The sequence below is a fragment of the Sunxiuqinia dokdonensis genome (assembly GCF_001270965.1).
GTDB lineage: Bacteria > Bacteroidota > Bacteroidia > Bacteroidales > Prolixibacteraceae > Sunxiuqinia > Sunxiuqinia dokdonensis.
The window spans coordinates 1-23597 of record NZ_LGIA01000164.1; the positions used below are offsets into that span (position 1 = coordinate 1).

Sequence of the window (23597 nt, forward strand, 5' to 3'; positions counted from 1 at the left end):
TTTTGGTATCGTGCTTGGGTTCGGCGCAATTAGTTTTTGGACAGCCTCTTTGATTTTTAGATCGATAAATGTCAATGTTTCAATTCCCAGCTAAAGCCATTTTTGGTATCTTTCACCACAAACCCAAGTTTGGCGAGTTCATCGCGAATCTTGTCAGCTGTGGCCCAGTCTTTATTGGCTTTCGATTCCATGCGCAGTTGTAGCAACAAGTCGATGGCATGCTCATAGGGCTCAGTGTTTGTACTCGACTGTTCATCAGCTTTTTGAAGGCCAAACAAATCGAATAAAAAAGTGTTATACAAATCCTTCAGTTTTGCCAAATCATCAGCGGTAATGGTCGCTTTTCCATCGGCAATGGAGTTGATCATTTTCACGCCGTCAAATAAGTGGGCAATGGCAATAGGGCTATTGAGGTCATCATCCATTGCCTGGTAGCATTTTTCCTTCAGCGTTTTTACATCAATGGTTGATTTACCTTTTGCTTCCAGTGTTTCGAGCGTTTCCACAGCTTTTAGCAGCCGCTCCATGCCTTTTTCGGCTGCTTGCAATGCTTCATTTGAGAAATCGAGCGTACTTCGGTAATGGGCCATCAGCATAAAAAAGCGGATGGTCATCGGATGGTAGGCTTTTTCGAGCAAAGGATGGTTTCCGGTGAAAAAATCATCGAGCGAAATGGCATTTCCAAGCGATTTTCCCATTTTTTGGCCGTTCAAAGTAATCATGTTGTTGTGCATCCAATAGCGTACGGCATCGTGTCCGTGAGCGGTTTTGGCTTGTGCAATTTCTGCTTCGTGGTGCGGAAAGGTCAGGTCCATGCCGCCACCGTGAATGTCAAACGTTTCGCCTAAATACTTGCAACTCATGGCTGTACATTCCACATGCCAGCCCGGAAAACCATCGCTCCACTTGGATGGCCATCGCATGATGTGCTCGGGAGCCGCTTTTTTCCAGATGGCAAAATCAAGCGACGAACGCTTTTCATCTTGCCCGTCCAGTTGGCGGGTATTGGCCTGCAAATCTTCAATTTTCCGCCCCGAAAGCTCGCCGTATGGGTAATCTCTGGCATATTTTTCCACATCAAAATAAACAGATCCATTACTTTCGTAGGCGTAGCCTGCAGCCAGAATTTTTTCAACAGTCTCAATCTGTTCAATGATGTGTCCGGTCGCTCGGGGCTCAATGCTGGGCGGAAGCACATTGAGTTGTTGCATGTTTGTATGGTAATCGTTGGTGTAAATCTGGACAATTTCCATCGGCTCCAGTTCCTCCAAACGGGCTCGTTTGGCAATTTTGTCCTCGCCTTCGTCCGAATCGTTGGCCAGGTGCCCCACATCGGTGATGTTGCGCACATAGCGAACTTTATAACCCAGGTGTTTCAGATAGCGAAACAGCAGGTCGTACGTTACTGCCGGACGGGCGTGTCCCAGGTGCGCTTTTCCATAAACGGTTGGGCCGCAAACATATAAGCCAACCTTGCCCGGGTGAAGTGGTTCAAAAACTTCTTTTTTGCGACTTAATGTATTGTAAATCTGTAGCTGGTTTTCCATTGATTCGGGAAATTTTTGCAAAGGTAGAAAATTTCTTTGCAACAACTGTTTCACGATTGAGGGTCTCACTCGAAGTGAGACTCTCAATGTTTATTTCCCAACCATCTTTTTCGGGTTCACCCACTCATCAAACTGCTGTTCAGTTAACAAACCCAAAGCGATAGCAGCCGCTTTTAGGGTGGTATTTTCAGCATGGGCCTTTTTGGCAATTTTGGCCGCATTTTCATAGCCGATGTGCGTATTCAGTGCGGTGACCAACATGAGTGAGTTTTTCAGATGCGCATCAATTCTGCTTTGATTGGGTTCAATGCCAATAGCACAGTGGTCATTAAAGGCTTGACATGCATCGCCCAACAAGGTGGCTGATTGCAGGAAAGCGTTGATCATGAGGGGTTTAAACACATTTAGCTCGAATTGGCCGTTTGAACCAGCGATTGTAATGGTCGTGTCATTTCCCATCACCTGTGCGCAAACCATGGTCAACGCTTCTACCTGTGTGGGATTGACTTTTCCGGGCATGATGGAAGAGCCGGGCTCGTTAGCTGGAATGGTGATTTCCCCGATTCCGGAACGTGGCCCTGATGCCAGCAGGCGGATGTCGTTCGCTATTTTCATCAAGCTGACCGCCAATTGCTTCAAGGCGCCATGTGATTCGACCAGGGCATCGTGTGCAGCCAGCGATTCGAACTTGTTTTCAGCCGTTACAAAAGGCAATCCGGTCAGTTCAGCAATTGTGGCAGCCACTTGTTCAGCGTAACCGTCTGGGGTGTTAAGGCCCGTGCCAACTGCGGTACCTCCCAAAGCCAATTCCGAAAGATGCGGGAGTGTATTTTTCAAGGCCTTCAGCCCATGATTCAGCTGCGAAACATAACCCGAAAACTCCTGTCCCAACGTCAGCGGTGTCGCGTCCATCCAGTGGGTACGGCCAATTTTCACCACCTCCATCATTTCTTCGGATTTATGATTCAGCGAGTCTCGAAGTTGTTCAATTGATGGGATAGTATTTTCAACCAGTTTTTTGTAGCCTGCAATGTGCATGGCGGTGGGAAAGGTGTCGTTTGAGGATTGCGATTTGTTGACATCATCGTTGGGGTGAATTGGGGGTTTTCCTTCGCCCAACCGATTACCGGCCAAAACGTGCGTCCGATTCGAAATCACTTCATTCACATTCATGTTGCTCTGCGTGCCTGAACCGGTTTGCCAAACGACCAAGGGAAACTGATCATCGAGCTTGCCGGCGATAATTTCGTCGCACACTTCCTGGATCTGCACACTTTTATCTTTGGGTAAAATGCCCAGCTTTTCATTGGTCAGGGCGGCCGCTTTTTTTAGGTAGCCAAAAGCGTGAATGATTTCAATGGGCATGCTGGCTGCCGGACCAATCGGAAAATTTTCAATGGAGCGTTGCGTTTGCGCTCCCCAGTATTTATCGGCTGGTACGTTGATTTCTCCCAAGGTATCTTTTTCAATTCTGAAATGCATGCTATTCATCTTAATGGTTTAATTATTCAGACAATTTTAGGCTGTATTTGTTTGATTCATAGAAGGAAGATAAATATGCAGATGCGTGTTTTTTCGATTCTTTTTGAAACTATATTTGCGGCCAGTTATTTGATCGATTGAATGAATGGGTTAACACCTTTAAAAGAGCGGCACCTGCTGAGGAATCAGGAGGAGTACCAGGTGAAATACAACTATTTGAAATTCCCTTCACCAGAAGAAGCAGCGACTGCTATGCAGGAACGACAGAGCATTTTGTCGGCCATTGAAAGCAGGGTCAAGTGGGGATTTCATGACACCAAAGTGGACGTGACAAAACTTTCAAAGGGCTGTCAGCTTTGTGGAGAAGGGCAGTGGTCCTGCCTTTTCATTAACAACCTGTGCAATGGGAAATGTTTTTATTGCCCCACGCAGCAAACCGATTTGGCCCGGCCCGAAACGAATACGCTCATTTTTGATGAGCCCCAAACCTACGTGGATTACATCCGAAAGTTTGGCTTTAAAGGCGTGAGTATATCGGGTGGCGAACCGCTGATTTCGTTCGACAAAAGCCTGGCTTTTGTGCAGGCTGTAAAAGCGGCTTTTGGCGATCAGGTGTACGTTTGGCTCTACACCAATGGCATTTTGCTGACTCCCGAAAAAGTGGAAGCCTTGAAAACGGCCGGATTGGATGAAATGCGTTTTGACATTGGCGCCACCGACTATAAAACCGATAAAATCCGCTTGGCTGTTGGCCAAATTCCGGTTGTCACGGTCGAAATTCCGGCAGTTCCGCAAGAGGAAGAACTACTGAAAGGAAAACTTCGTGAGCTGGATGCGCTGGGCGTGAATCATGTCAATTTTCACCAAATGCGTTTGACTCCCCACAACTTCAGCCAGTTGATCGAATTCGATTATATTTATGCACATGGCGAAAAAGTCACGGTTTTGGATTCTGAATTAACAGCCTTGCGTTTGATTCAGTTTGCATTGGATGAAGGCCTGAAATTACCAATCAACTATTGTTCGTTTGTCTATAAAAACCGGCACCAGAAATCGGCTAACCGGAAAAAACACGCACCAATGGTGGTGAAACCCTGGGAGAAAATGACCAATAATGGGTTCATCCGGAGGCTGTTTGTTAAAATTCCTTCTGAAAGAAAAACAGCCGTTTTAGCTGAAATGGTTTCGCTGGTTGAACAACAGCTTGCCTTTTTTGACGAGCAGCGGCAGGAGCTGAGTTTTCACCATTACATTTTGGATGAAGTGAAGGAACTGGATTTACCGATTCTACTGGAATACCATGTCAGCCATATTTTTCCGAAGGAAACCGGTTTAAATGAGTTTGAATCGATTCAGCTCAATGATGAAAGGGAAGTTGTGGTGGAACGTCGTCCGGCGGCTTTGCCCATTGAGCTGGATGCAGAGCAACTGGCACTGCTCGAACAGTTCATCGAAGGAGATGTGGCCTATGAGGAATCGTACGACGAAGCGATTCAGCAAATGATGACCCACGAACTGATTCCCGAAGGCCTGGCTGATTATTATTAGCAAGAGCCGATCAAGCAGTTGAGACCGCTTGATCGATTAAATGACCCGTATCAAATCCTCTTTGGGTTCGGTTAAACGACCAAAAACTGTGGTGTTGAGCTCATTTTCTGCCAGAATCGCTGTCACTTGAGCAAGCGAGTCAGATTCAACAGCCAGGAGTAATCCTCCGCTGGTTTGCGCGTCGCACAAAAGCAGTTTGTCGCTTTCGTTTTTCAACTTAATTTTCGTTCCGTAGCTGTCCCAGTTACGGTGCGTTCCACCGGGAATACAGCCCAGGTCAATGTATTCCTGCACTTCGGCAAAGCGCGGTACTTTGTCCAGTTCAATCTCGGCCGAAAGGCGGCTGCCTTCGCACAACTCGGTTAAATGGCCCAAAAGCCCAAATCCGGTCACATCGGTCATGGCTTTCACACCCGGAATGGCTGCCAGGTCCAATCCAACCTTATTTAATTTCATCATCGATTCGGGTGCCAGGTGGCTGTGTTCGGCTTTCAATTTGCCATTTTTTTGAGCGGTTGAAAGAATCCCTACGCCCAGTGGTTTGGTGAGCAATAAAACACATCCTTCGGTAGCGGTGTCGTTTCGCTTCAACTGGCTAAGGGCAACCTGCCCCGTTACAGCAAGTCCGAAAATAGGCTCCGGACTGTCGATACTGTGGCCACCGGCCAGCGGAATACCCGCTTCCATGCAGGTTTCACGTCCGCCTTCAAGCACCTGTTGCGCAATTTCAGGGGCCAGCTTGTTCACCGGCCAACCCAGAATGGCAATGGCCAGCAGCGGTTTTCCGCCCATGGCGTACACATCACTGATGGCGTTGGCAGCGGCAATTTTTCCAAAGGTGAAAGGATCGTCAACAATGGGCATAAAAAAGTCGGTGGTACTGATGATGGCTGTTCCGTCTTGCATGTCGTACACGGCAGCGTCATCGCGGCTGTCGTTGCCAACCAGCAAATTTGGGCTTTCAAAAGAGGCCAGACTGGTTTGAAGGATCGAACTGAGTACTTTGGGCGATATTTTGCAGCCACAGCCAGCGCCGTGACTATATTGTGTGAGTTTGATGCTGTTCATGTGTTTCAACAAATTTGATGATTGATTGGGCATTTTTTTGATGGTTCATATCTTCCAGCTGAATTCTGAATACCAGCTCCGGATCACGATTTTCTACCCCGCGCGCGTAGGCTTTGTCGTAATATTGAAGGGCCAGTAAAGCCACTTCGTAATAGTTGTTTTCTTTTAGAAGTTGATGGGCAAGCTGCACATTTTGGCCACCCAGCCGCTTGGCAATGCCGTTGATGGCCCAGGCCAATTGGTCGTTTCCAAACGAAGCATATTCACCAACCAGGTGTTTGGCCCGCTGTTCTTTAGGAATTTGAATGAAGTAAACGATTTGTTGGCGTATTTGGAGAAAGAGCGGCATCGGAATTTTTACCTGGCCGATGTTGTGGCTTTCATCCTCAAGCCAGATCGGTTCCTGCAGATCCAAATGGAGAAATTCTTCAAAAAGCGTGTTCTCAAACTGCTCTACCGTGGGTTGTGCCAACTCGCCAATGGAGCCAAAAGCCGATCCTTTGTGGTGGGCAATGGCTTCCATGTCAACTACTTGATGGCCCAGTTTCTTTAGTATTTTCAGAATATAGGTTTTTCCGCTTCCGGTGTAGCCACCCAAAATTCGCAATTGGAAAGGCTGTTCGAAGAAATTGAGCACATGATTCCGGAAAGCCTTGTAGCCTCCGCTGATCACATAAACTTCCTGAAAACCATTTTGCTGAAGGTGTTCCGCAAAAGCGTGACTGCGCATTCCCCCGCGCCAGCAATGGACTGCAACAGCTGATTTTCCGGCTACTTTCCGGCTTTCAGCAATAAACCAGTCCAACTTGGGATTGACATACCGATACCCCAGCTCAACCGCTTTTTCTTTCGACTGCTGCACATAAACCGTCCCCACGTGCGCCCGCTCCTCGTTTGAAAACAAGGGAATATTGGTTGCTCCCGGAATGTGGCCTTTCTCAAACTCGCCGGGCGAACGCACATCAATTAACGGTAGCCCGTGAGGCTGTGTATAAAAGTTATCGATGCTGATTTCGGTAATCATGGCTGCAAAAGTAGCAGATTTTCGATGAGGAAGGAAATTGAAAGGTGAAATCCACCCGCGAGTTTCCAGCGGTGATGTTTGTCATCTGGTGGAAACTTTTCAAAAATGATTTTAAAGGTTTTTTAGCCAGATGTTACGGAACTCCACTTTCATGGGTGGCCCAACATGCACCTGAACGCCAATCATCCCTTGCAACTTTCGGTTTTTTGAGTCGTTGTCTGTCACATCGCTCATCAGAACCCCGTTCACGTAATGTTTCATGCGGTTACCGTCCACAACCAGGTGGCACAAGTTCCAGTCGCCAGATTTAATATTGGCATTTAATTCGGCCGCATGTCCGAGCGATCCGGTTACTTCCGCCTTTGTCCAGGCATTGTTTTCAATGAACGTGCTTAGCGGTTCGTTCCAAAGTGAATCTTCCAACTCGTTTAATACCACTATCTGACCACGATACGCCAAGGTTGTCCGTCCGCGTTCTTCGTAGTTTTGGCCTGTGTAGCGGTTTGTGCCATCCAAATCGAACTGGTAACCGCGCAAAGCAAACGGAACGCCTTCCACTTTTTCGCTTCGATAGTTGATGCCGCTGTTTCCCCGCTCGCTGATTCGATATTCCAGCTTTAATTCAAAATTTTCAGGCGATCCTCCCTGCCAAATAATAAAAGTGTTGCGATCCAGAATGGTCGACGGTGTAATTTCGCCAACCAAATGACCATCTTCAACCCGCCAATAGGTTGAGTCTCCGTGCCAGCCGTCCAATGTCTTGCCATTGAAAATGGACGTAAAACCTTCAGCTGCTGTTTGTTCTTTTTCTTTTTGATTTTTGCACGAAATCGCGGTGGCAATGACTAAAATAAGCAGAAAGAGTTTGGTCAATATTTGCTTTTTGAAATTCATAACAGTGTGGTTTTTGATGGATGACTATCCTTGCGAATCAATTTTTTGTGGTTCTAATTTACCACTAATTGCAAAGTTCGCGGCTTTATTCTGAAATTCTTTTCGTGGAAATCATTTGCTATTTGACCTGATTTTAACTCAAAGCACCCAGATTCTTGATATTTATCAGTTTTGACACTACATTTGCAGCAAATCATCAATAAATCCTGCTTTTTCAGGAATGATTAAAATGAAGCCGGAAGCTCGTGCCGGCATAAATGACAAAAATGGAACAAGTGAACAAACATAGCAGCACCCTTTTCCTGTTGAGCTTTCGGTATTTTTCGAACAGCTGCATGCGCTAGCCGGCGCAAAAAAAAAAATTCCCTCTGCAACCTCCTCTTTTTTAGTAGTCGAATGAATCCTGTATTCAGGATTTAAACCTTTGAAATACAAACAACAGTATTCAAATAATCGTAAAAAAAGCATGCTATTCGAAACCAAAACATACCGCAACAGTTTATCCAACGAGCGTTTTCAGTCCTTTGTCATTCAGCACGAAACCGCTGATTTGTGGATTGGTATTGACCCCGGGTCTTTTCAGAAAGAAATGGCCGATATCGCTTTGGCCACGCTGAAGTCTGTTTTGGATGAGCTGGAAGTTTATGCTGCGTCAAATCCCTTCTTCAAAAAAAGCCTGAAACCCTGTTCGGTTCAAGACGATGCACCAGCTATAATCAGACAACTGGCTGTTGCCGGAGAAAAGGCGGGTGTTGGACCAATGGCCGCAGTTGGTGGTTTGCTCAGCGAAACCGTTGGTCGAGCACTGCTGGAAAACTTTTCCATTGGTGAGTTGGTTGTTGAGAACGGCGGAAATTTGTTTGTCAAGCTTCAAGAGCCTTTGGTCATGAGTATTTTTGCAGGCGAGTCACCCTTGTCGGGCATGGCCGGGCTGGAAATTTTGCCGGAACAAACACCGCTGGGAGTTGGTACTTTCACGCAGGCAGACAGCTCGCCGATGAACTTTGGAAAAGCTGATGCGGTGATGATTTGCTGCAAGGAAGCGGCGCTTGCCGATGCCTTGACCACCGGCTTTGGCAACCGGATTAAGAAAGCGGCCGATGTGGAAAACGTGCTAAATCGAACAGAGCATGTTCCGGAGATCCTGGCTGCCGTCTTGGTTTGCGATGACCAGATTGGCATTCGCGGTGAGTTCGAATTGAAGATATTAGGCTGAAATAAAAGTTATTCGATGACTTCGAGTCTTCGGATCACTTTAAAAAAACAGATAAAAATGATACAGAAAAAAGATATACGCGAAGAGTTGAAAAGCAGGGTGTTGGTGCTGGACGGCGCCATGGGAACTATGATTCAGCAGTACCGCTTGACGGAAGAAGATTTCAGAAATGAAGAAATGACGGAGATGACGAATGAGTTGTTTGGCAACAACGATTTTCTTTCGTTGACCCGGCCGGATATCATTCGGGAGATTCACGCCGCCTTTTTGGATGCCGGGTCGGATATTCTGGAAACCAACACCTTTAACGCCAACCGCATTTCGCAAGCCGATTACCACACCGAAAAATGGGTTTATGCCATGAACAAGGCATCGGCCGAACTGGCGCGTGAGGTAGCTGATGATTTTACGCAAAAAGATCCGGACAAACCGCGCTACGTAGCGGGTGCGCTGGGGCCAACCAATAAGACCTTGTCACTTTCGCCCGATGTGAATGATCCGGGATTTCGTGCGGCCACCTTCGATAGCGTGAAAGAGGCCTACCGCGAACAAATTGAAGGTTTGCTTGATGGCGGCGTGGATCTGCTGCTGGTGGAGACCATCTTTGATACGCTGAACGCCAAAGCCGCTTTGTTTGCCATTGAAGAGGAGCTTGAACGACGCGGCATCCGTTTACCAGTGATGGTTTCGGGAACAATTACCGATGCCAGCGGGCGAACGTTATCGGGCCAAACGGTGGAAGCTTTTTTGAATTCGATGCGTCATATTGATTTGCTGAGCATTGGGCTGAACTGCTCGCTGGGTGCCAAAGATATGCGCCCTTATTTGGAAGAAATGGCTAAAAAGGCGCCGTTTTACATCAGTGCCTATCCCAATGCCGGATTGCCCAACCAGTTTGGCGAGTACGACGAGACGCCGGAAGAAATGGCCGAGCAGGTGAAAGATTTCCTGGATAACCATTTTGTGAATATCATCGGTGGCTGTTGTGGAACTACGCCCGACCACATTCGGAAGTTTGCCGGAATTGCGGCTGCCTCCGAGCCGCATATCAAGCAAAAAAACGACGAACTTACGCGTTTCAGCGGGCTGGAGCCGGTGACGATCACACCCGAAACCAATTTTGTCAACATTGGCGAGCGATGTAACGTGTCGGGCTCGCGCAAATTTGCCCGCCTCATTCGCGAAGAAAAATACGAGGAGGCCTTGGCTGTTGCCCGCGATCAGGTTGAAAATGGTGCCCAGATTATTGATGTGAATTTGGATGATGCCATGCTCGACGCCAAAAAAGAGATGGTTCGGTTCCTGAACCTGTTGATGGCCGAACCCGACATTGCCAAGCTGCCCGTGATGGTCGATTCGTCGAAATGGGAAGTGCTGGAAGCTGGCTTGAAATGCCTGCAAGGAAAAGCGATTGTAAACTCCATCAGCATGAAAGAAGGCGAGGAGCAATTTCTGGAACAGGCCAGTAGAATTAAGCGTTATGGAGCTGCGGTCGTGGTCATGGCTTTTGATGAAAAAGGGCAGGCCGACAACTTCCAACGGCGCATCGAAATTTGCGAACGGGCCTACAAACTGCTCACGGAGAAAATTGGATTTCCAGCGGAAGATATCATTTTCGACCCCAATATTCTGACCATTGGAACCGGCATGGAAGAGCACAACAACTACGCCGTCGATTTCATTGATGCGATCCGCTGGATCAAAGCCAACCTGCCGCACGCCAAAACCAGTGGTGGAGTGAGCAACGTGTCATTTTCGTTCCGTGGAAATGATTTGGTGCGCGAGGCCATCCATTCGGTGTTCCTGTTTCATGCCATCAAAGCGGGGCTGGACATGGGAATTGTGAACCCCGGCATGTTGCAGATTTACGATGAGATTCCGAAAGATTTGCTAGAACGGGTGGAGGATTTGGTGATGAACCGCCGTCCGGATGCGACCGAGCGTTTGCTGGAATTTGCTCAGGATTTAAAGGCCGATCCCAACAAAGTGGTCCGGAAAGATGAGTGGCGCGAACTGCCGCTTGAAAAACGGCTGGAACATGCGCTGGTAAAAGGAATTCCGGATTATGTGGAAATTGATTTGGCCGAAGCCTTACCGAAATACCAACCCGCGCTCACCATCATTGAAGGCCCGCTGATGGATGGTATGAACGTGGTGGGCGACTTGTTCGGCTCTGGAAAAATGTTCCTCCCGCAGGTCATTAAGTCGGCCCGGGTGATGAAAAAGGCGGTGGCGTTTTTGCTGCCCTACATCGAAAAAGACAAGGAAAAGTTCAAGGAACAGCGTTCGGAACAAAAGAAAGTGCTGATGGCCACCGTGAAAGGCGATGTGCACGATATTGGTAAAAACATTGTGGGCGTGGTGCTGGCCTGTAACAACTACGAAGTGATTGACCTGGGCGTGATGGTTCCAACAGAAAAGATTCTGGAAACAGCAAAAAAAGAACAGGTTGATATCATCGGTTTGAGTGGACTGATCACGCCATCGCTGGAAATTATGGCCAGCGTGGCTTCCGAAATGGAACGTCAGAACTTCCATTTGCCGCTGTTGATTGGTGGGGCAACGACCTCGAAAATACATACAGCCGTTAAAATTGAGCCCAATTATTCACACCCGGTAATTCATGTGAAAGATGCCAGCCGGACGGTGAATGTGGTGGCTAACCTGGTGGCCAACAATAAGGAATACATTCAGTCGGTGAAAGATGAATACGCGAAGATCCGCGAGTTTCACGGACAAAAAAAGCAGAAGGAATACCTGACACTGGAGGAAGCCCGGGCCAATAAATTTCAGATTGATTGGGACCGGGATGAGATTTACAAACCTAAACAAACCGGTATTTTTGAGTTGATTGATTACCCGATTGAAGAACTTCGGAAATACATCGACTGGAACTTTTTCTTTTTTGTTTGGGAATTGAAAGGGCGCTTCCCCGATATTTTGGAAGACGAACGCCAAGGCGAACAAGCCCGAAAGGTGTACGAAGATGCCCAGAAGCTGTTGGATGAAATCGTGGAAAAGAAGATGATTCAGGCGAATGGTATTTACGGCATTTGGCCGGCACATGCCGATGGCGACGACATTGTGTTGTTTGATGATGAGGCCCGCCAAAAGGAACTGGGCCGCTTTTATCACCTGCGTCAGCAGGAAAAGAAACGCGAAGGTTCGCCCAACTTTTGCCTGGCCGATTTTGTGGCGCCAAAGGAAATCAACAAAACAGACTACTGCGGGGCTTTTGCCGTGACAGCCGGAATTGGCATTGAAAAGTGGATGGCTGAATACAAAGCCGACCACGACGACTACAAAGCCATTATGCTAGAAGCCGTTGCCGACCGCTTGTCGGAAGCATTTGCCGAATTGCTACACGAAAAATTGCGTCAGGAATACTGGGCTTATGCGCCCGACGAAAACCTGAGCTGGGACGACATTCTGAAAGTAAAATACCAGGGGATCCGCCCGGCGATGGGCTATCCGGCTTGCCCCGAGCATCACGAAAAGCGAAATCTGTTCGATGTGTTGGGCGCCGAGAAAATAGGCATTACACTGACCGAGCACTTTGCCATGTATCCGACGGCAGCGGTTTGCGGGCAGTTTTTTGCCCATCCGGAGTCGCGCTATTTCAGCTTGGAAAAGATTGGAAAAGATCAGGTAGAAGATTACGCACGCCGCAAGGGCGTCACCGTTGAATTGGTGGAACAATTCCTGCCGGTCAACCTGAACTATAAAGGGGTGTAAGCAAGACGAGCGCCGTCATTGCGAGGAGGTAGGACGAAGCAATCTGCCAGAATCCGTCAAACAGATTGCTTCGCTTCACTCGCAATGACGAACAGAAATTAAATGATAACGAAGAATTCGCTTCGGCAAAACATGGAAAATCTAAACTTGAACTTTAGGATTTCAATGTTTTGTGAATGAAAAAGGATATTTTGAGCCCACAGAAATTAAATGATAATGAAGAATTCGCCGCGAAAAATTTTAAAGGCTTTTGTTTTAGGAATGGTCCTTATGTTTGTATTGGATATGGTGTTTCATTTCAATAATTCGGTTGAAAAGCAGATGGAACGCGAAGCCAATAAGGCCCAAAAGAAAATAGAAAACATTTTTAAATAATCGGAGTAAGTGAGCGAATGGCTCACCACTCGAAATGCACGATTCAACCATGAAAGTAATTGACATCATCAACAACAGCGATAAAACGGTTTTTTCGTTTGAATTGCTTCCCCCACTGAAAGGGAATGATGCTGGTAATATTTATCGGACCATTGAAAGTTTGATCGACTTCGATCCCAAGTATATCAACATTACGACTCACCGCGATGAGATGGTTTTTAAGGAGCTACCTGATGGAACCATTGAAAAGCGAACCGTCCGCAAACGACCGGGAACAGTAGCTATTGCAGCGGCTATTCAGCACAAATATGGTATTCCGGTGGTGCCGCACATTTTGTGTGGGGGCTTCTCGAAAAGTGAAACCGAACACGTGCTGATCGACCTCAATTTTATGGGAATCAGCAATGTGCTGGCTTTACGGGGCGATGGCCTGAAAACCGATAACATGTTCCGGCCCAACCCTGATGGGCATGCCAATGCCAACCAGTTGGTGGAGCAGATTGTCAACCTGCGCGAAGGAAAGTACCTGGAACCCGACCTGAAAAACAACGCACCGCTTGATTTTTGCATTGGCGTGGCCGGTTACCCGGAGAAGCATTTCGAATGCCCCAATTTCGATACCGACATGATCTACCTGAAACAAAAGGTGGATGCCGGCGCCGATTACATTGTCACCCAAATGTTTTTCAACAACGAGGTGTACTACAATTTTGTGGATAAATGCCGGGCTGCCGGAATTACCGTGCCCATTATCCCCGGAATTAAACCCATCAACCTGAAAAACCAGCTGACGGTTTTGCCCAAGATTTTCAGTATCGACCTGCCGCAGGAACTGGCCACCGAACTGGCCAAATGCAAGGACGACCAGGAAGCCAAAGTGGTGGGAACGGAATGGGCCATTTACCAGTCGAAAGACCTGGTAGCCCACAACGTACCCAGCTTGCACATGTATACCTACGGCGTGTCCGATAATGCCCGTAAGATTGTGAAGGCCGTGTTTTAGAAGGGGAAAATAATAGAAGCAACAATACAGGAATCCGGTCTTTTGGGCCGGATTTTTTGTTTTAAATCGAAGCAATTCGTTTTAGAATCTCACTTGCTATTTCGTACGGTGGAATTGTACTTGAAAGCTTTGATAGTATCAAATGTGCCGATCAATTTCGACTTGAGAGGCCCGTCAAGATTAATCCCAGCCTCTCGAGTAGTTAGAAACAAGTGTGTTGAGCCGGTCTGTTGTTAAGGTGATTTCAATGTCCCTGTTTTCTGAATTCATGAACTTGAAATGGATGGTATCCTTTCTAAGTTCGGACGTCCATTCTCCTTTTATCAATTCGCATTGAGATAATGAATCCATCATGATTGTATTAACCTCTTTTAGGACATATCCTTGTTTAATGCCGTTTATTTCAGCAGTCGAATTTGGTCTGATTTTATGTACCACGAAGCGGTTGTTTTGGTGGGTTAAATGCATGCCAAATGGGGGAGCAAGGCTAATTGGTTCCTTGCTGTAGGGCTGAAAGTAGAATCGTCTATTTTTATAATCGAGGGTAATAATTCCTAAATTGAGAAAAGGAGCTCCGGCAACTGATTTTACACCGCCACTAAAGGTTGTGGCTGGGCAATGGGCGATTTTTGTTCCTATGAACTGTATGGTGTCCAGTTCAAGCTGAAAGTTGACAGAGTCTTTCTGTTTACCAAATACTCCGGCCCTATTTGCTGTTTGATCAAGGGTGTCAACGATGTAATTGTGGGCCAGAATACCTGCTTCCAATAGCTGGGTAAGCGTAGACATCCGCATTCGATAGAAATCGTTGTTGGATCCGGTATCGAACATGACTTGTTCAGCAGCTTTTTCCCCGGGAAAGTAAATATAAATCAAAGGTGTGTTTTGCTTCTCCGATAAGAAATCGAAATTGGAAGCCTGATGCTCCTCAAGGTCGATGTTTTCTATTGAACTTGAGATTCGAATCATCTGGTTTTTAATATCAATTTGTAAGACTTTTTCAGTGAAAAAATCACTACCCAGGTAGCCATCAATCTCCCGATTGCAAGGCTTGAAGCTCTGGATTGGCCTGGTAATCGACGCTTTGATGTTTTCGTACTTTGTGTTACCCAATGTAAGCTCTGGAATGATGGTCGTTGGAATCTTCCTCGAATTCCCGTAGTAATCAAGAGCACTTATTGAATCGTTAGATATCTCAAGCTTCAACTCCTTGCTCAAATCTGGAGAAATGAATGTGGGTGAACCAGTGTCAAGCAGGAAATTCCGAACTTTTCCGCCAATGTTAACCGGAACAAGAATGGAGTTTGAATAAACTGCTACTTCTATTTCTTGAACTTGGTTGTTGCTGAAGTAATTCTGCCATTTGGCTTTCGAATCAGGATGGTAACAGAGCATCGGCAATAATAAGAGCAAGCTGATGAATTTTCTCATGGGTTCCATTTGAATAATCAATATTCGAGCAGCGACTTGATGGCTTGATAGTAGCTCCTGCCGCTGGTAATTTTGCTTTGGCTGTAATCATCGACGATGAGCACAAAGCGATTGTTAAAATGCTTCCTGATTTCCTTCAGCAGGTTTTTATTGACGAGGTACGACTTGTGTACCCGGATAAAATAGGCGGGGAGTTTATCTTCCATTTTCTTTAAACTCGAATCCAAAATATACGATTTAGCGTGTTTGGTAACGATGGTAACGTATTTTTCATCGGCCTGAAAATAAGAAACTTCGTCCAGCCTAACAAAAATAACGCGGTCGCCTACTTTTACCGGAATCGAAGTGGTTTCATTTCTGGTGTACTCCAGGTTGAATTGTGCAATGAGTTTGTTCAAGTCAATTTCCGCACTGTTTTCGTTCAGCTGGTCTAGTTTGGCAATGGTTTTGGCAAACCGATCCTTCGTGAGTGGTTTTACCAAATAGTCGATGCAATTGGTGTCGAAAGCCTGCAAGGCGAATTCGTCATAAGCGGTGCAAAAAATGATCTTGGGCAGGTAGTCGAGTTTTTTCAGGACATCAAATCCACTGATTTCGGGCATTTGTATATCCAGAAAAATAAACTCCGGTCTCATTCTGTTAATTTTTTCAATGGCTTCTTCGCCATCTTCGGCTTCGCCAATCAGTTCAAACTTTTCAGGATATTCTGAAATCATGGATTTTAAACGCACGCGTGCCAAAGGTTCGTCGTCAACGACAATTGTTTTATAGGGTTGATTGGTTTTCACGATTAAAACTGATTTTTCAGTAGCATATTAAAGTTCTTGTTCGCGCCGTTTTCCCAGTTGATAACGGCGTCATCGCCATAAATAATAGCCAGTTTGTCGTGCAGGTTTTGCAGCCCGTAGCCGCTTACCGGCTCTTTGGGGAAATCAGGTCCGTTGTCATAAATCGAAATCGATAGCGCCTTTTCAAGTCGTTTGACTTCCACGACAATCTTACCTGATTCTTTTATTTTTGAAAGCCCGTGTTTCACCGCATTTTCTACCAGTGGCTGAATCAGGAACTTGGGGATTTGTTTTTCCTGCGTACTTTCATCTGCATTGATCTCGTACTCGAGTTTACTGCCAAAACGTGTTTTTTCTATTTCGAGGTATTTTGTTACCATCTCCAGTTCTTCGGCAATGCTTACATAGGTTTTGTTTTCCTTGTTAATGGAGTACCTGAAAAGTTCTGAAAGTCCTGTGGCCATGCTTTCAGTTCTATCGGCGTCGATGTGTGCCAGGCTGGCAATGGAATTCAGCGAGTTGTATAAAAAGTGCGGGTTGATTCGCGAATGCAGTGCATTTAGTTCAGCCTGGTTTTTCAACTCTTTCATTTTGGCAATTTCCACGTCTTTTTGGTTCACCATGCTTTGGATGCGGTAGTTGAACCAAACAAATAGTACGCGTAGGGATGCCGTTATAAAAGCAACAAGCACAAATTCAGGGGATAAACTAGGTGAATCTTTGATATTTGTGAGATTTAGATACTTAAATGCTGCAAAAAAGAAATGTTCAACCAAATAGACAAATTGAAATACAGTAAGGGTTGTACAAAAAATGATGGATTGTCGTAGGAGAAAATTTTGGCTGTTTTTTAGGAGGAATCGTTCACTGTAGTAGAGAAATGGAATTGCAAATAATCCTATGACCAGAAACGGGAATGCGAAAAATCCAAGATTCGAAAGATAGTTTGTGTTTTTCATGCTAATGAACGCAGGTAGCATAAACATCCAGTACATAAAAGCCGTCAACATCAGAACAAGAAATCCGGCTTTGAAATAATCTCCAAGTTTATAGGTTGTCTTTTTGACATTTCTAGATTGTATGAAGAGTAATCCCAAAGCTGCAGTAATTATTGAAATAAATGCGAGAAAAAACTTTAAAGTTGCTTTGTACCGGATGTTCCAATAATAAAGATAACCATGTGTTTTGATCGTGTTTTCCTTTAAATCAGGATAAAAGTTTTCTGAGTATAATTTTCGGATAATTTCTTTATCAATGTTGGAAAAAGATATTTGCTCAGGTTTATTTTTATAGTAAAATATCCCTCCATAACCGATAATGTCGGCATCAAAGTTAAATAGATTAGTGAGTGCCCTTATAGTGTAGAAATAATAATCCCTCACTTTTTCATCATGCGAATTGATGTACCGAAGGTTAAAATCGATTTCAACTCTTTTAATTACGGATTTTTCAGAGTCTTGAATATATCGTCGACCTAGGCCATCATTCGGCGGTAAAATTGAGATGATAAAATTTGCGTTATCCTTTACGAGCTTTACCTCAACAGTTTCTGTTAGTGAGTCAAGTTCATTCACAAGTGTTTGAAAAATGGTGGAATCTTCATGGATCGGAGAACCTTTTAATTGAATTCGGATATCATCTTCAAATCGATATGCCTCTGAACTGTAATCGCCAAATAGTCGGGGTCTGATAATGTCCCAAACGACGTCTTCATTAATATTTTCGTCTTGTGTAAGTGATGTGCTGAACGATGTAAAAGCAATGAGTACGATAAATAACAACTGTTTCATAATTGTTTGGTTTTAGTTTAAGGTCAAATAAACAGTGTTATCATGGGGCAATTTAATTTTTTCCGACGAAGTGTTGAATTTAGGGAATATTCTGTTTTTGGCAGCGTATTTAAGCAGTAAGAGTTACGGTAAGTGATACCCCCGGTTTAGGTTTTTTTGTTTAAGGCTACGATAGCGGTACGGTTCCATGTGCTGGTAAGCCCGAAAGAACTGCGAAAAGCTGCTTGCCGAAAGGCCCATGAGCTTTCCGATGTCTTTAAACGACAGTTTCGTATGTTCCAGTAAGTCGCAGGCTGCCAGGCGCAAATATTCGTTTATCCAGTCGAGCGCACCGATGCCCGACATGCACCGGATGGCGCCTTCAAACTTTCGCGGGTCGGCTCCCAGCATCAAGGCATACTGCTTTGCCGTTAGTTTCCCGTGTGTACGAATCAGGTCGGCAAACAAATCCATATAACTGTTGCCGCTGGGTTTGTTTTCGAGAAGTACTTCTGAAAGCGTCGCGTGTTCTTTGCTAAACGTTTCGGCCAAGCCCGGGTAGACCATTTCCGGGCGAATGGGAGGGTATTCCAGGGTCGTCATGGGTGAGTGGTTTAATTTTTCGAAGCAAATTACAAACTTTTTTTAGGAATCTCAACAGTTGCTTAAAATCAAAAAATGTACATTTTAGGAAAATGTAAAAATGGATAAAAAAACTAAACCTACATTTCATGAAAAAGCACATGGTGATTAAAAAACTAAATGTATATTTTAGGAGAAAGTACATGGTGATTAAAAAACTAAATCTACACTTTAGGAAAATGTGAGTTTTGATTAAAAAATCAAATCTACATTTTAGGAATCTGTAAATTTTCTTAAAATCTGGATGCGTTTATCCGGAGCACTTGAAACTTTTTCTGAATTTTGCATCGTGAGATGATAGCCGGATGATCGTTTGGATAACAGGAAGCGGTGTGGCTGCTCTGCCTATGTCCGTTCATGGGCCTGGAATCAGCATCCATTCGGGACGAGATATGGCACCGGGTGCTGCACTAGTTATCTTCCAATCGTTTAATCATTCTTTTCATTTCTGCTATTTCCCTTTCTTGAGCTTTAATAATTTCTTCCGCTAATTGTTTTACTTCCGGATCTTTCAAGTCAGCTCTATTGCTTGTCAAAATGGCGATGGAGTGGTGTGGTATCATCGCTTTCATCCATTTGACGTCTTCAATCGGGAGTTGTTGCCGTACCAAAAATGTTGAAAAACCCATAAGCATAATACTTCCGACGACAATGGCCAGGTTCTTTTTCTTATTCTTATACATGTTTTTCATAGACAAGAACATGATAATGGCCATGCCGCTTATTCCAATTAAGGTCATATACACCCGGGTCCAACTAAAGAAAATGTGGCTGAATTCATAAGTATTGAAATACATCGTTAGGTACATCGAAATTGCTGAACCGGTCAGCATCAGAATGAATTTCGTGTAATTTGAATTTTTCATCTTGTTTTTATTTTGGTTCTGAAAATTCGAACGCGACACATTGGACGTGCTATTACTGGCGTCTGTGTGCTGATTCCTGTAACAAATGGATTCTTGATGAAGTTTAATGACTTGCTGATTGCAAAGGCGTTCGGGTTTGTTTTGGGCTCTTCGGTATTGTTGCGTGAGGTTTTGCTGCGCCAGGCGTGGCTGGCTAACGCATCACAAGCCAGAACTGTCCGCTGCTTGGTTTTATTTTTCCAAAATGCCTACCTTTCAGCCTCAAAATCCAACAAAAATGAATCTACCCAATATTACCCACACCAATGTCGATGTTTTCCTGAATCGCGAGGACATCATTCTCGATACGATTGCCCAAATCATGAAGGATTTTGGTTTGTTCGGCGTTGAAATTCACTTTTCGGGCCACATCGACGATGCTTACCATGAGCTGCACCAGCAGTTGGTCGGGCAGGTTGATTCGTTGTTGATTCACAATTCGGACCTGCTGATGTCGATTCTGTACCAGGTTGACATTTCCGACCGCGATATTTCCTGCACACAGGCCGATTTTCCGCGCTATAATCAGGTAGAGGTGATTGCCCATCAGATTATCTTTCGCGACTTGAAAAAGGTCTTATTCCGGCGTTATTTCAGCGCTCAAGGATAGGGACTAAAAAGCCGGACACTTGGCCCGGCTTTCTGTATTTGTTGCTCGCTATTTTTTACTTTTTGCTCAACTCCACAAAATCGCGTTGCGACTTGATCAGGTTGATGGAATGCAGAATCAGGTTTTTGGTTTCCTTAATGACGTTGAAGTACAGCAAGGAATTTCGCGTACTCACATCTTTGGCCTTGATTCGTTTAATCTGTTTTTTCTCCAGTTGGGTCAGTTTGTCGGTCAGCGCTTCTTTCTGAGCCAACATTTCGTCGAACTTCTCGTATTGGTTTTCTTTCACCAAGTGAAGGGCCAGGTTGAAAAACTCATCCACATGGTTAATCAGGTCGGTCATTTCTTCCAACTGCACCTCAATGAATGGTTTGTGGTTATTGTTCAGGTGCTTGTACAATGGTTCGATCAGGAATTTCAGCGAGTGCGAAACTTCACGCTGGTAATCTACAATTTGCACGTAGCAGTGGCCACTTTCCATCGATTCCTGTTGTAAGGTCTGGATGGTAGGGAACACCTTGTCTTTCGCCTTTTTCACCTTCTTCTGGAACTTTTTGATCAACTCCATCGATTCTTTCAAATGTGCCCGGTCTTCTTTGATAAAGCTGTCAATACTCACCGAAAAAATCTGGTTGGCATTCATTACCGTGTTAAACACCTGCTTTTTGGTTTTTTCAATGATTTTATCCGACAGATCAACTTCTTCGGCTTCCTCTTCTTCGTTCTCTTGAGCCCGTTTTTTGAAAAGCAGATAGGTCCTGGCCACCATGACAATAGCCACAGCAACAAATACAAAAATCATAAATTGGCCGCTGATGGAAATAACCCAGGCAATGAAAGCAGCCACGCTGAAGGCAACCAGCGCCGTCATAAACCAGCCACCAATGACTGTGAAAACACCCGATATCCGGTACACGGCGCTTTCGCGATCCCAGGCCCGGTCGGCCAGTGAGGTTCCCATAGCCACCATAAAGGTCACGTAGGTGGTGGAGAGCGGTAGCTTGTAAGAGGTTCCAATTGAAATGAGAATACCTGCAACCACCAAATTCACCGAAGCTCTGATTTTATCGAAAGCCGGGCGATCTTTGTCGCTAAATTGCTCTTCTTTATTGGGTTCAAAGCGTTTGTCGAGGCTGTTGATGACGACTGCAGGAAGAACTTTTCGCAAACCTTTATTCACCGAGATGGTGGTACGCACCATTGAGCGTGAAAACACAGAAGAGGCAAAGCGTTCTTCACCTTCGCTTTGGCGCGAAAGATCGACCGAGGTAGCCACCACCGATTGCGCTTTGCGGGAGGTGATTAAGGTGATGATCATGATAAATCCAGCAATGGCCAACATATAAGTTGGTGTGGCAACGGGGCCGGTCAACATGCCCATTTCAAAGGTTTCGGGCGAGGTGGCTCCGGCAGCAACCCAGGCTTTAAATGAAGAAAATCCGGCCAGCGGAACGCCGATAAAGTTCACCAGATCGTTTCCGGCAAAGGCCATGGCCAACCCAAAGGTTCCAACCAATACAATCATTTTGGGAATATCAATCTTGAAAACCCAGTACAACAATTGTAGAAGGATGGTCCAGCCAACAAAACTGATCAGAAGAATATTTGTCATGTTGACATTTAGGTATTCAACAGTGGCTTCCGACATAAAGGAAGCACCTTTGGCCCCTTTAATGATCATGAAATAAGTCATGGCTGCGATGGCTATACCGCCAAATATCGAACCGAAATACTTGAGCGTCCGGTTCGTTTTGAAGGAGAAAATGACACGGGCAATGTATTGAACCAAAGCTCCGACAACAAAAGCCACAATCACCGAAAGCAGGATGCCGGTGATAATAGCCAGGGCCTTTTCGGAGTTAATGTACCGGTGGAGTTCGGCAATCGACTGTCCTGCCTGACTGATTTTAACGATGGAAACAGCCACCGCTGCGCCCAGCAACTCGAATACAATGGAGACTGTTGTTGAGGTAGGCAAGCCGAAGGTGTTAAATAAATCGAGCAGAATAATGTCGGTAATCATTACCGCCATAAAAATGACCATGATCTCCGTAAAGAAGAACATGTCGGGATGAAAAATTCCCTTTCGTGCCACTTCCATCATGCCACTGGAAAAAGTAGCACCCACTAAAACTCCTAAACTAGCAACGGTGAAAATGATCCATTTTGGTGCGGCTTTCGAGCCGATGGCCGAGTTGAGGAAGTTAACAGCATCGTTGCTTACCCCAACTACTAAATCGGAGATGGCCAGTGCAAAAAGCACCACAACAAGAATAAGATAAAATTGTTCCATTTTTTTGCTATAAGATTGACGGGGGCAAAAATAAGGTTAACTAACTTTACACCGCCCCCGGTGCGTTAAATTAAGGTTAACGAACCGTCAATTTACTATTAATGAGGGAACAAGCAAAATTTTATTCTAAATTCGTCGCAAACAAATTTTTATGAAAACATATTCACCACAAAAACTGGCTTTTTATCTCGGACTGTCCTTAACTTCTTTAACGATTCTGTTTGTGGTAGCCTTCTCATTACTAGATTTTTCGTTGTGGGTTTACCTGGCCTTAATCTTGTTTTATTTCGCCATCATCTATTCGCTTATCGTTTATATCATGCGCGAATATGTTGATCACAAGATTGAGCCCCTTTATAAAATTATCCGCAAAATACCGGTCGAAGGGAAGAAACTGAAAAAGCGTGGTGATCAGGTTGACCTGGTTTCTACCGCCCGGCAGGAGGTGGAGGAGTGGGCCAAAAATCAAACCCAGGAAATTACACGCCTGAAAGATCTGGAACGATACCGGAAAGATTTTGTAGGCAATGTTTCGCACGAACTGAAAACACCAATTTTCAATATCCAAGGCTATATTTTAACCTTGCTTGAAGGTGGAATTGACGATCCGAAAGTGAATAAGCTGTACCTGAAACGGACGGAGAAAAGTATTGACCGGATGATTTCAATAGTGGAAGATTTGGAGTCTATTACCAAGTTGGAGTCTGGCGAACTAAAGCTGAAATACGAAACCTTCGACTTGGTGAAGCTGGTGGATGATGTGATTGAAATGGAACACATGATGGCGGGCGAGCGCAAAATTCAGCTGTTGTTCGATCGGCCGGAAAAGCCGGTGAAGGTGCATGCCGATAAGAAGCGTATTATGGAAGTGATGACCAACCTGGTGGTGAACGGAATAAAGTACGGCAATCGGAAAGGCTATGTGAAAATCTCGTTTTACGACCTGAAACACAACCTGATGATTGAAGTAGCCGACAACGGTCTGGGAATCGACAGCAAGCATCTGCCCCGTATTTTCGAGCGATTCTACCGGGCCGATAAATCGCGGTCGCGCGAGCAGGGAGGAACCGGCCTGGGGCTTTCCATCGTGAAGCACATCATCGAAGCTCACGAACAAACCATCAATGTTAAGTCTGCGGTTGATGAGGGAACAACTTTCACCTTCACCCTTGAAAAAGCCAAATGAAAGTCGTAATTTTCGTAGGTTTTCAAGTTTAAACGATCATTTACATTCAAATTCACGCAGTGCTTCTGCCTTTGCAGTGGT

General features: G+C 45.2%; 18 protein-coding genes. 7 read left to right on the forward strand and 11 right to left on the reverse strand.

Annotated features, from left to right (window positions below; all coding sequences use genetic code 11):
- Window positions 1-71 precede the first annotated feature (71 nt).
- Window positions 72-1547 (reverse strand): cysteine--tRNA ligase, encoded by a 1476-nt coding sequence (gene cysS, locus NC99_RS12855; RefSeq protein ID WP_053184314.1) that lies wholly within the window; start codon window positions 1545-1547, stop codon window positions 72-74.
- Window positions 1548-1637: 90 nt separating this feature from the next.
- A complete protein-coding gene (gene fumC, locus NC99_RS12860) occupies window positions 1638-3038 on the reverse strand; it encodes a class II fumarate hydratase (protein ID WP_239684452.1) in 1401 nt (466 codons plus the stop codon).
- A 132-nt stretch (window positions 3039-3170) separates the two neighbouring features.
- On the opposite strand from fumC, the gene NC99_RS12865 reads away from it, so the two are divergent.
- The gene (locus tag NC99_RS12865; protein WP_053184318.1) at window positions 3171-4577 is read left to right on the forward strand and encodes a radical SAM protein; all 1407 of its coding nucleotides are present in this window, start codon (window positions 3171-3173) and stop codon (window positions 4575-4577) included.
- Between the two features lie 36 nt (window positions 4578-4613).
- On the opposite strand, the gene selD is transcribed toward NC99_RS12865, so the two are convergent.
- The 3 genes from selD to NC99_RS12880 form a co-directional block, all read right to left on the reverse strand.
- Window positions 4614-5645 (reverse strand): selenide, water dikinase SelD, encoded by a 1032-nt coding sequence (gene selD, locus NC99_RS12870; RefSeq protein WP_053184320.1) that lies wholly within the window; start codon window positions 5643-5645, stop codon window positions 4614-4616.
- Complete coding sequence (gene mnmH / locus NC99_RS12875; protein ID WP_053184322.1) at window positions 5617-6669, reverse strand: tRNA 2-selenouridine(34) synthase MnmH; 1053 nt, start codon at window positions 6667-6669, stop codon at window positions 5617-5619. The genes selD and mnmH overlap by 29 nt, the downstream gene beginning before the upstream one ends.
- 111 nt (window positions 6670-6780) lie before the next feature.
- On the reverse strand, window positions 6781-7563 hold the full coding sequence (locus NC99_RS12880; protein ID WP_053184323.1) for a 3-keto-disaccharide hydrolase: 783 nt from the start codon (window positions 7561-7563) through the stop codon (window positions 6781-6783).
- Between the two features lie 466 nt (window positions 7564-8029).
- Here NC99_RS12880 and NC99_RS12890 point away from each other — a divergent pair, with 466 nt between their 5' ends.
- The 4 genes from NC99_RS12890 to metF all read left to right on the forward strand — a co-directional run bounded on the left by NC99_RS12890 (window position 8030) and on the right by metF (window position 13892).
- Window positions 8030-8779, forward strand: a complete 750-nt coding sequence (locus NC99_RS12890; protein ID WP_053184402.1) for a UPF0280 family protein — start codon at window positions 8030-8032, stop codon at window positions 8777-8779.
- A 57-nt stretch (window positions 8780-8836) separates the two neighbouring features.
- On the forward strand, window positions 8837-12514 hold the full coding sequence (metH, locus tag NC99_RS12895; protein WP_053184327.1) for a methionine synthase: 3678 nt from the start codon (window positions 8837-8839) through the stop codon (window positions 12512-12514).
- Window positions 12515-12730: 216 nt separating this feature from the next.
- Window positions 12731-12889, forward strand: coding sequence for a hypothetical protein (locus NC99_RS22360; RefSeq protein WP_157624879.1), 159 nt, complete (start codon window positions 12731-12733; stop codon window positions 12887-12889).
- A 49-nt stretch (window positions 12890-12938) separates the two neighbouring features.
- Complete coding sequence (metF, locus tag NC99_RS12900) at window positions 12939-13892, forward strand: methylenetetrahydrofolate reductase [NAD(P)H] (RefSeq protein ID WP_053184404.1); 954 nt, start codon at window positions 12939-12941, stop codon at window positions 13890-13892.
- A 180-nt stretch (window positions 13893-14072) separates the two neighbouring features.
- On the opposite strand, the gene NC99_RS12905 is transcribed toward metF, so the two are convergent.
- From NC99_RS12905 to NC99_RS12925, 5 genes are all read right to left on the reverse strand, one after another.
- Complete coding sequence (locus tag NC99_RS12905) at window positions 14073-15323, reverse strand: retropepsin-like aspartic protease (protein ID WP_162231215.1); 1251 nt, start codon at window positions 15321-15323, stop codon at window positions 14073-14075.
- Between the two features lie 17 nt (window positions 15324-15340).
- Window positions 15341-16111, reverse strand: coding sequence for a LytR/AlgR family response regulator transcription factor (locus NC99_RS12910; protein WP_053184331.1), 771 nt, complete (start codon window positions 16109-16111; stop codon window positions 15341-15343).
- A 2-nt stretch (window positions 16112-16113) separates the two neighbouring features.
- On the reverse strand, window positions 16114-16734 hold the full coding sequence (locus tag NC99_RS22125) for a sensor histidine kinase (RefSeq protein ID WP_162231216.1): 621 nt from the start codon (window positions 16732-16734) through the stop codon (window positions 16114-16116).
- A gap of 1290 nt (window positions 16735-18024) precedes the next feature.
- On the reverse strand, window positions 18025-18483 hold the full coding sequence (locus NC99_RS12920) for a helix-turn-helix domain-containing protein (protein WP_053184334.1): 459 nt from the start codon (window positions 18481-18483) through the stop codon (window positions 18025-18027).
- 449 nt (window positions 18484-18932) lie between these two features.
- Entirely contained in the window at window positions 18933-19388 is a 456-nt protein-coding gene (locus NC99_RS12925; RefSeq protein ID WP_053184336.1) for a DUF305 domain-containing protein, read from the reverse strand.
- A gap of 277 nt (window positions 19389-19665) precedes the next feature.
- Between NC99_RS12925 and NC99_RS12930 the strand changes: the two genes are divergently transcribed.
- Window positions 19666-20037, forward strand: a complete 372-nt coding sequence (locus NC99_RS12930) for a hypothetical protein (protein ID WP_157624881.1) — start codon at window positions 19666-19668, stop codon at window positions 20035-20037.
- Between the two features lie 55 nt (window positions 20038-20092).
- Here NC99_RS12930 and NC99_RS12935 read toward each other — a convergent pair whose 3' ends face one another.
- Entirely contained in the window at window positions 20093-22330 is a 2238-nt protein-coding gene (locus NC99_RS12935) for an inorganic phosphate transporter (RefSeq protein ID WP_053184341.1), read from the reverse strand.
- Between the two features lie 151 nt (window positions 22331-22481).
- On the opposite strand from NC99_RS12935, the gene NC99_RS12940 reads away from it, so the two are divergent.
- The gene (locus tag NC99_RS12940; protein ID WP_053184343.1) at window positions 22482-23516 is read left to right on the forward strand and encodes a sensor histidine kinase; all 1035 of its coding nucleotides are present in this window, start codon (window positions 22482-22484) and stop codon (window positions 23514-23516) included.
- Window positions 23517-23597 lie beyond the last annotated feature (81 nt).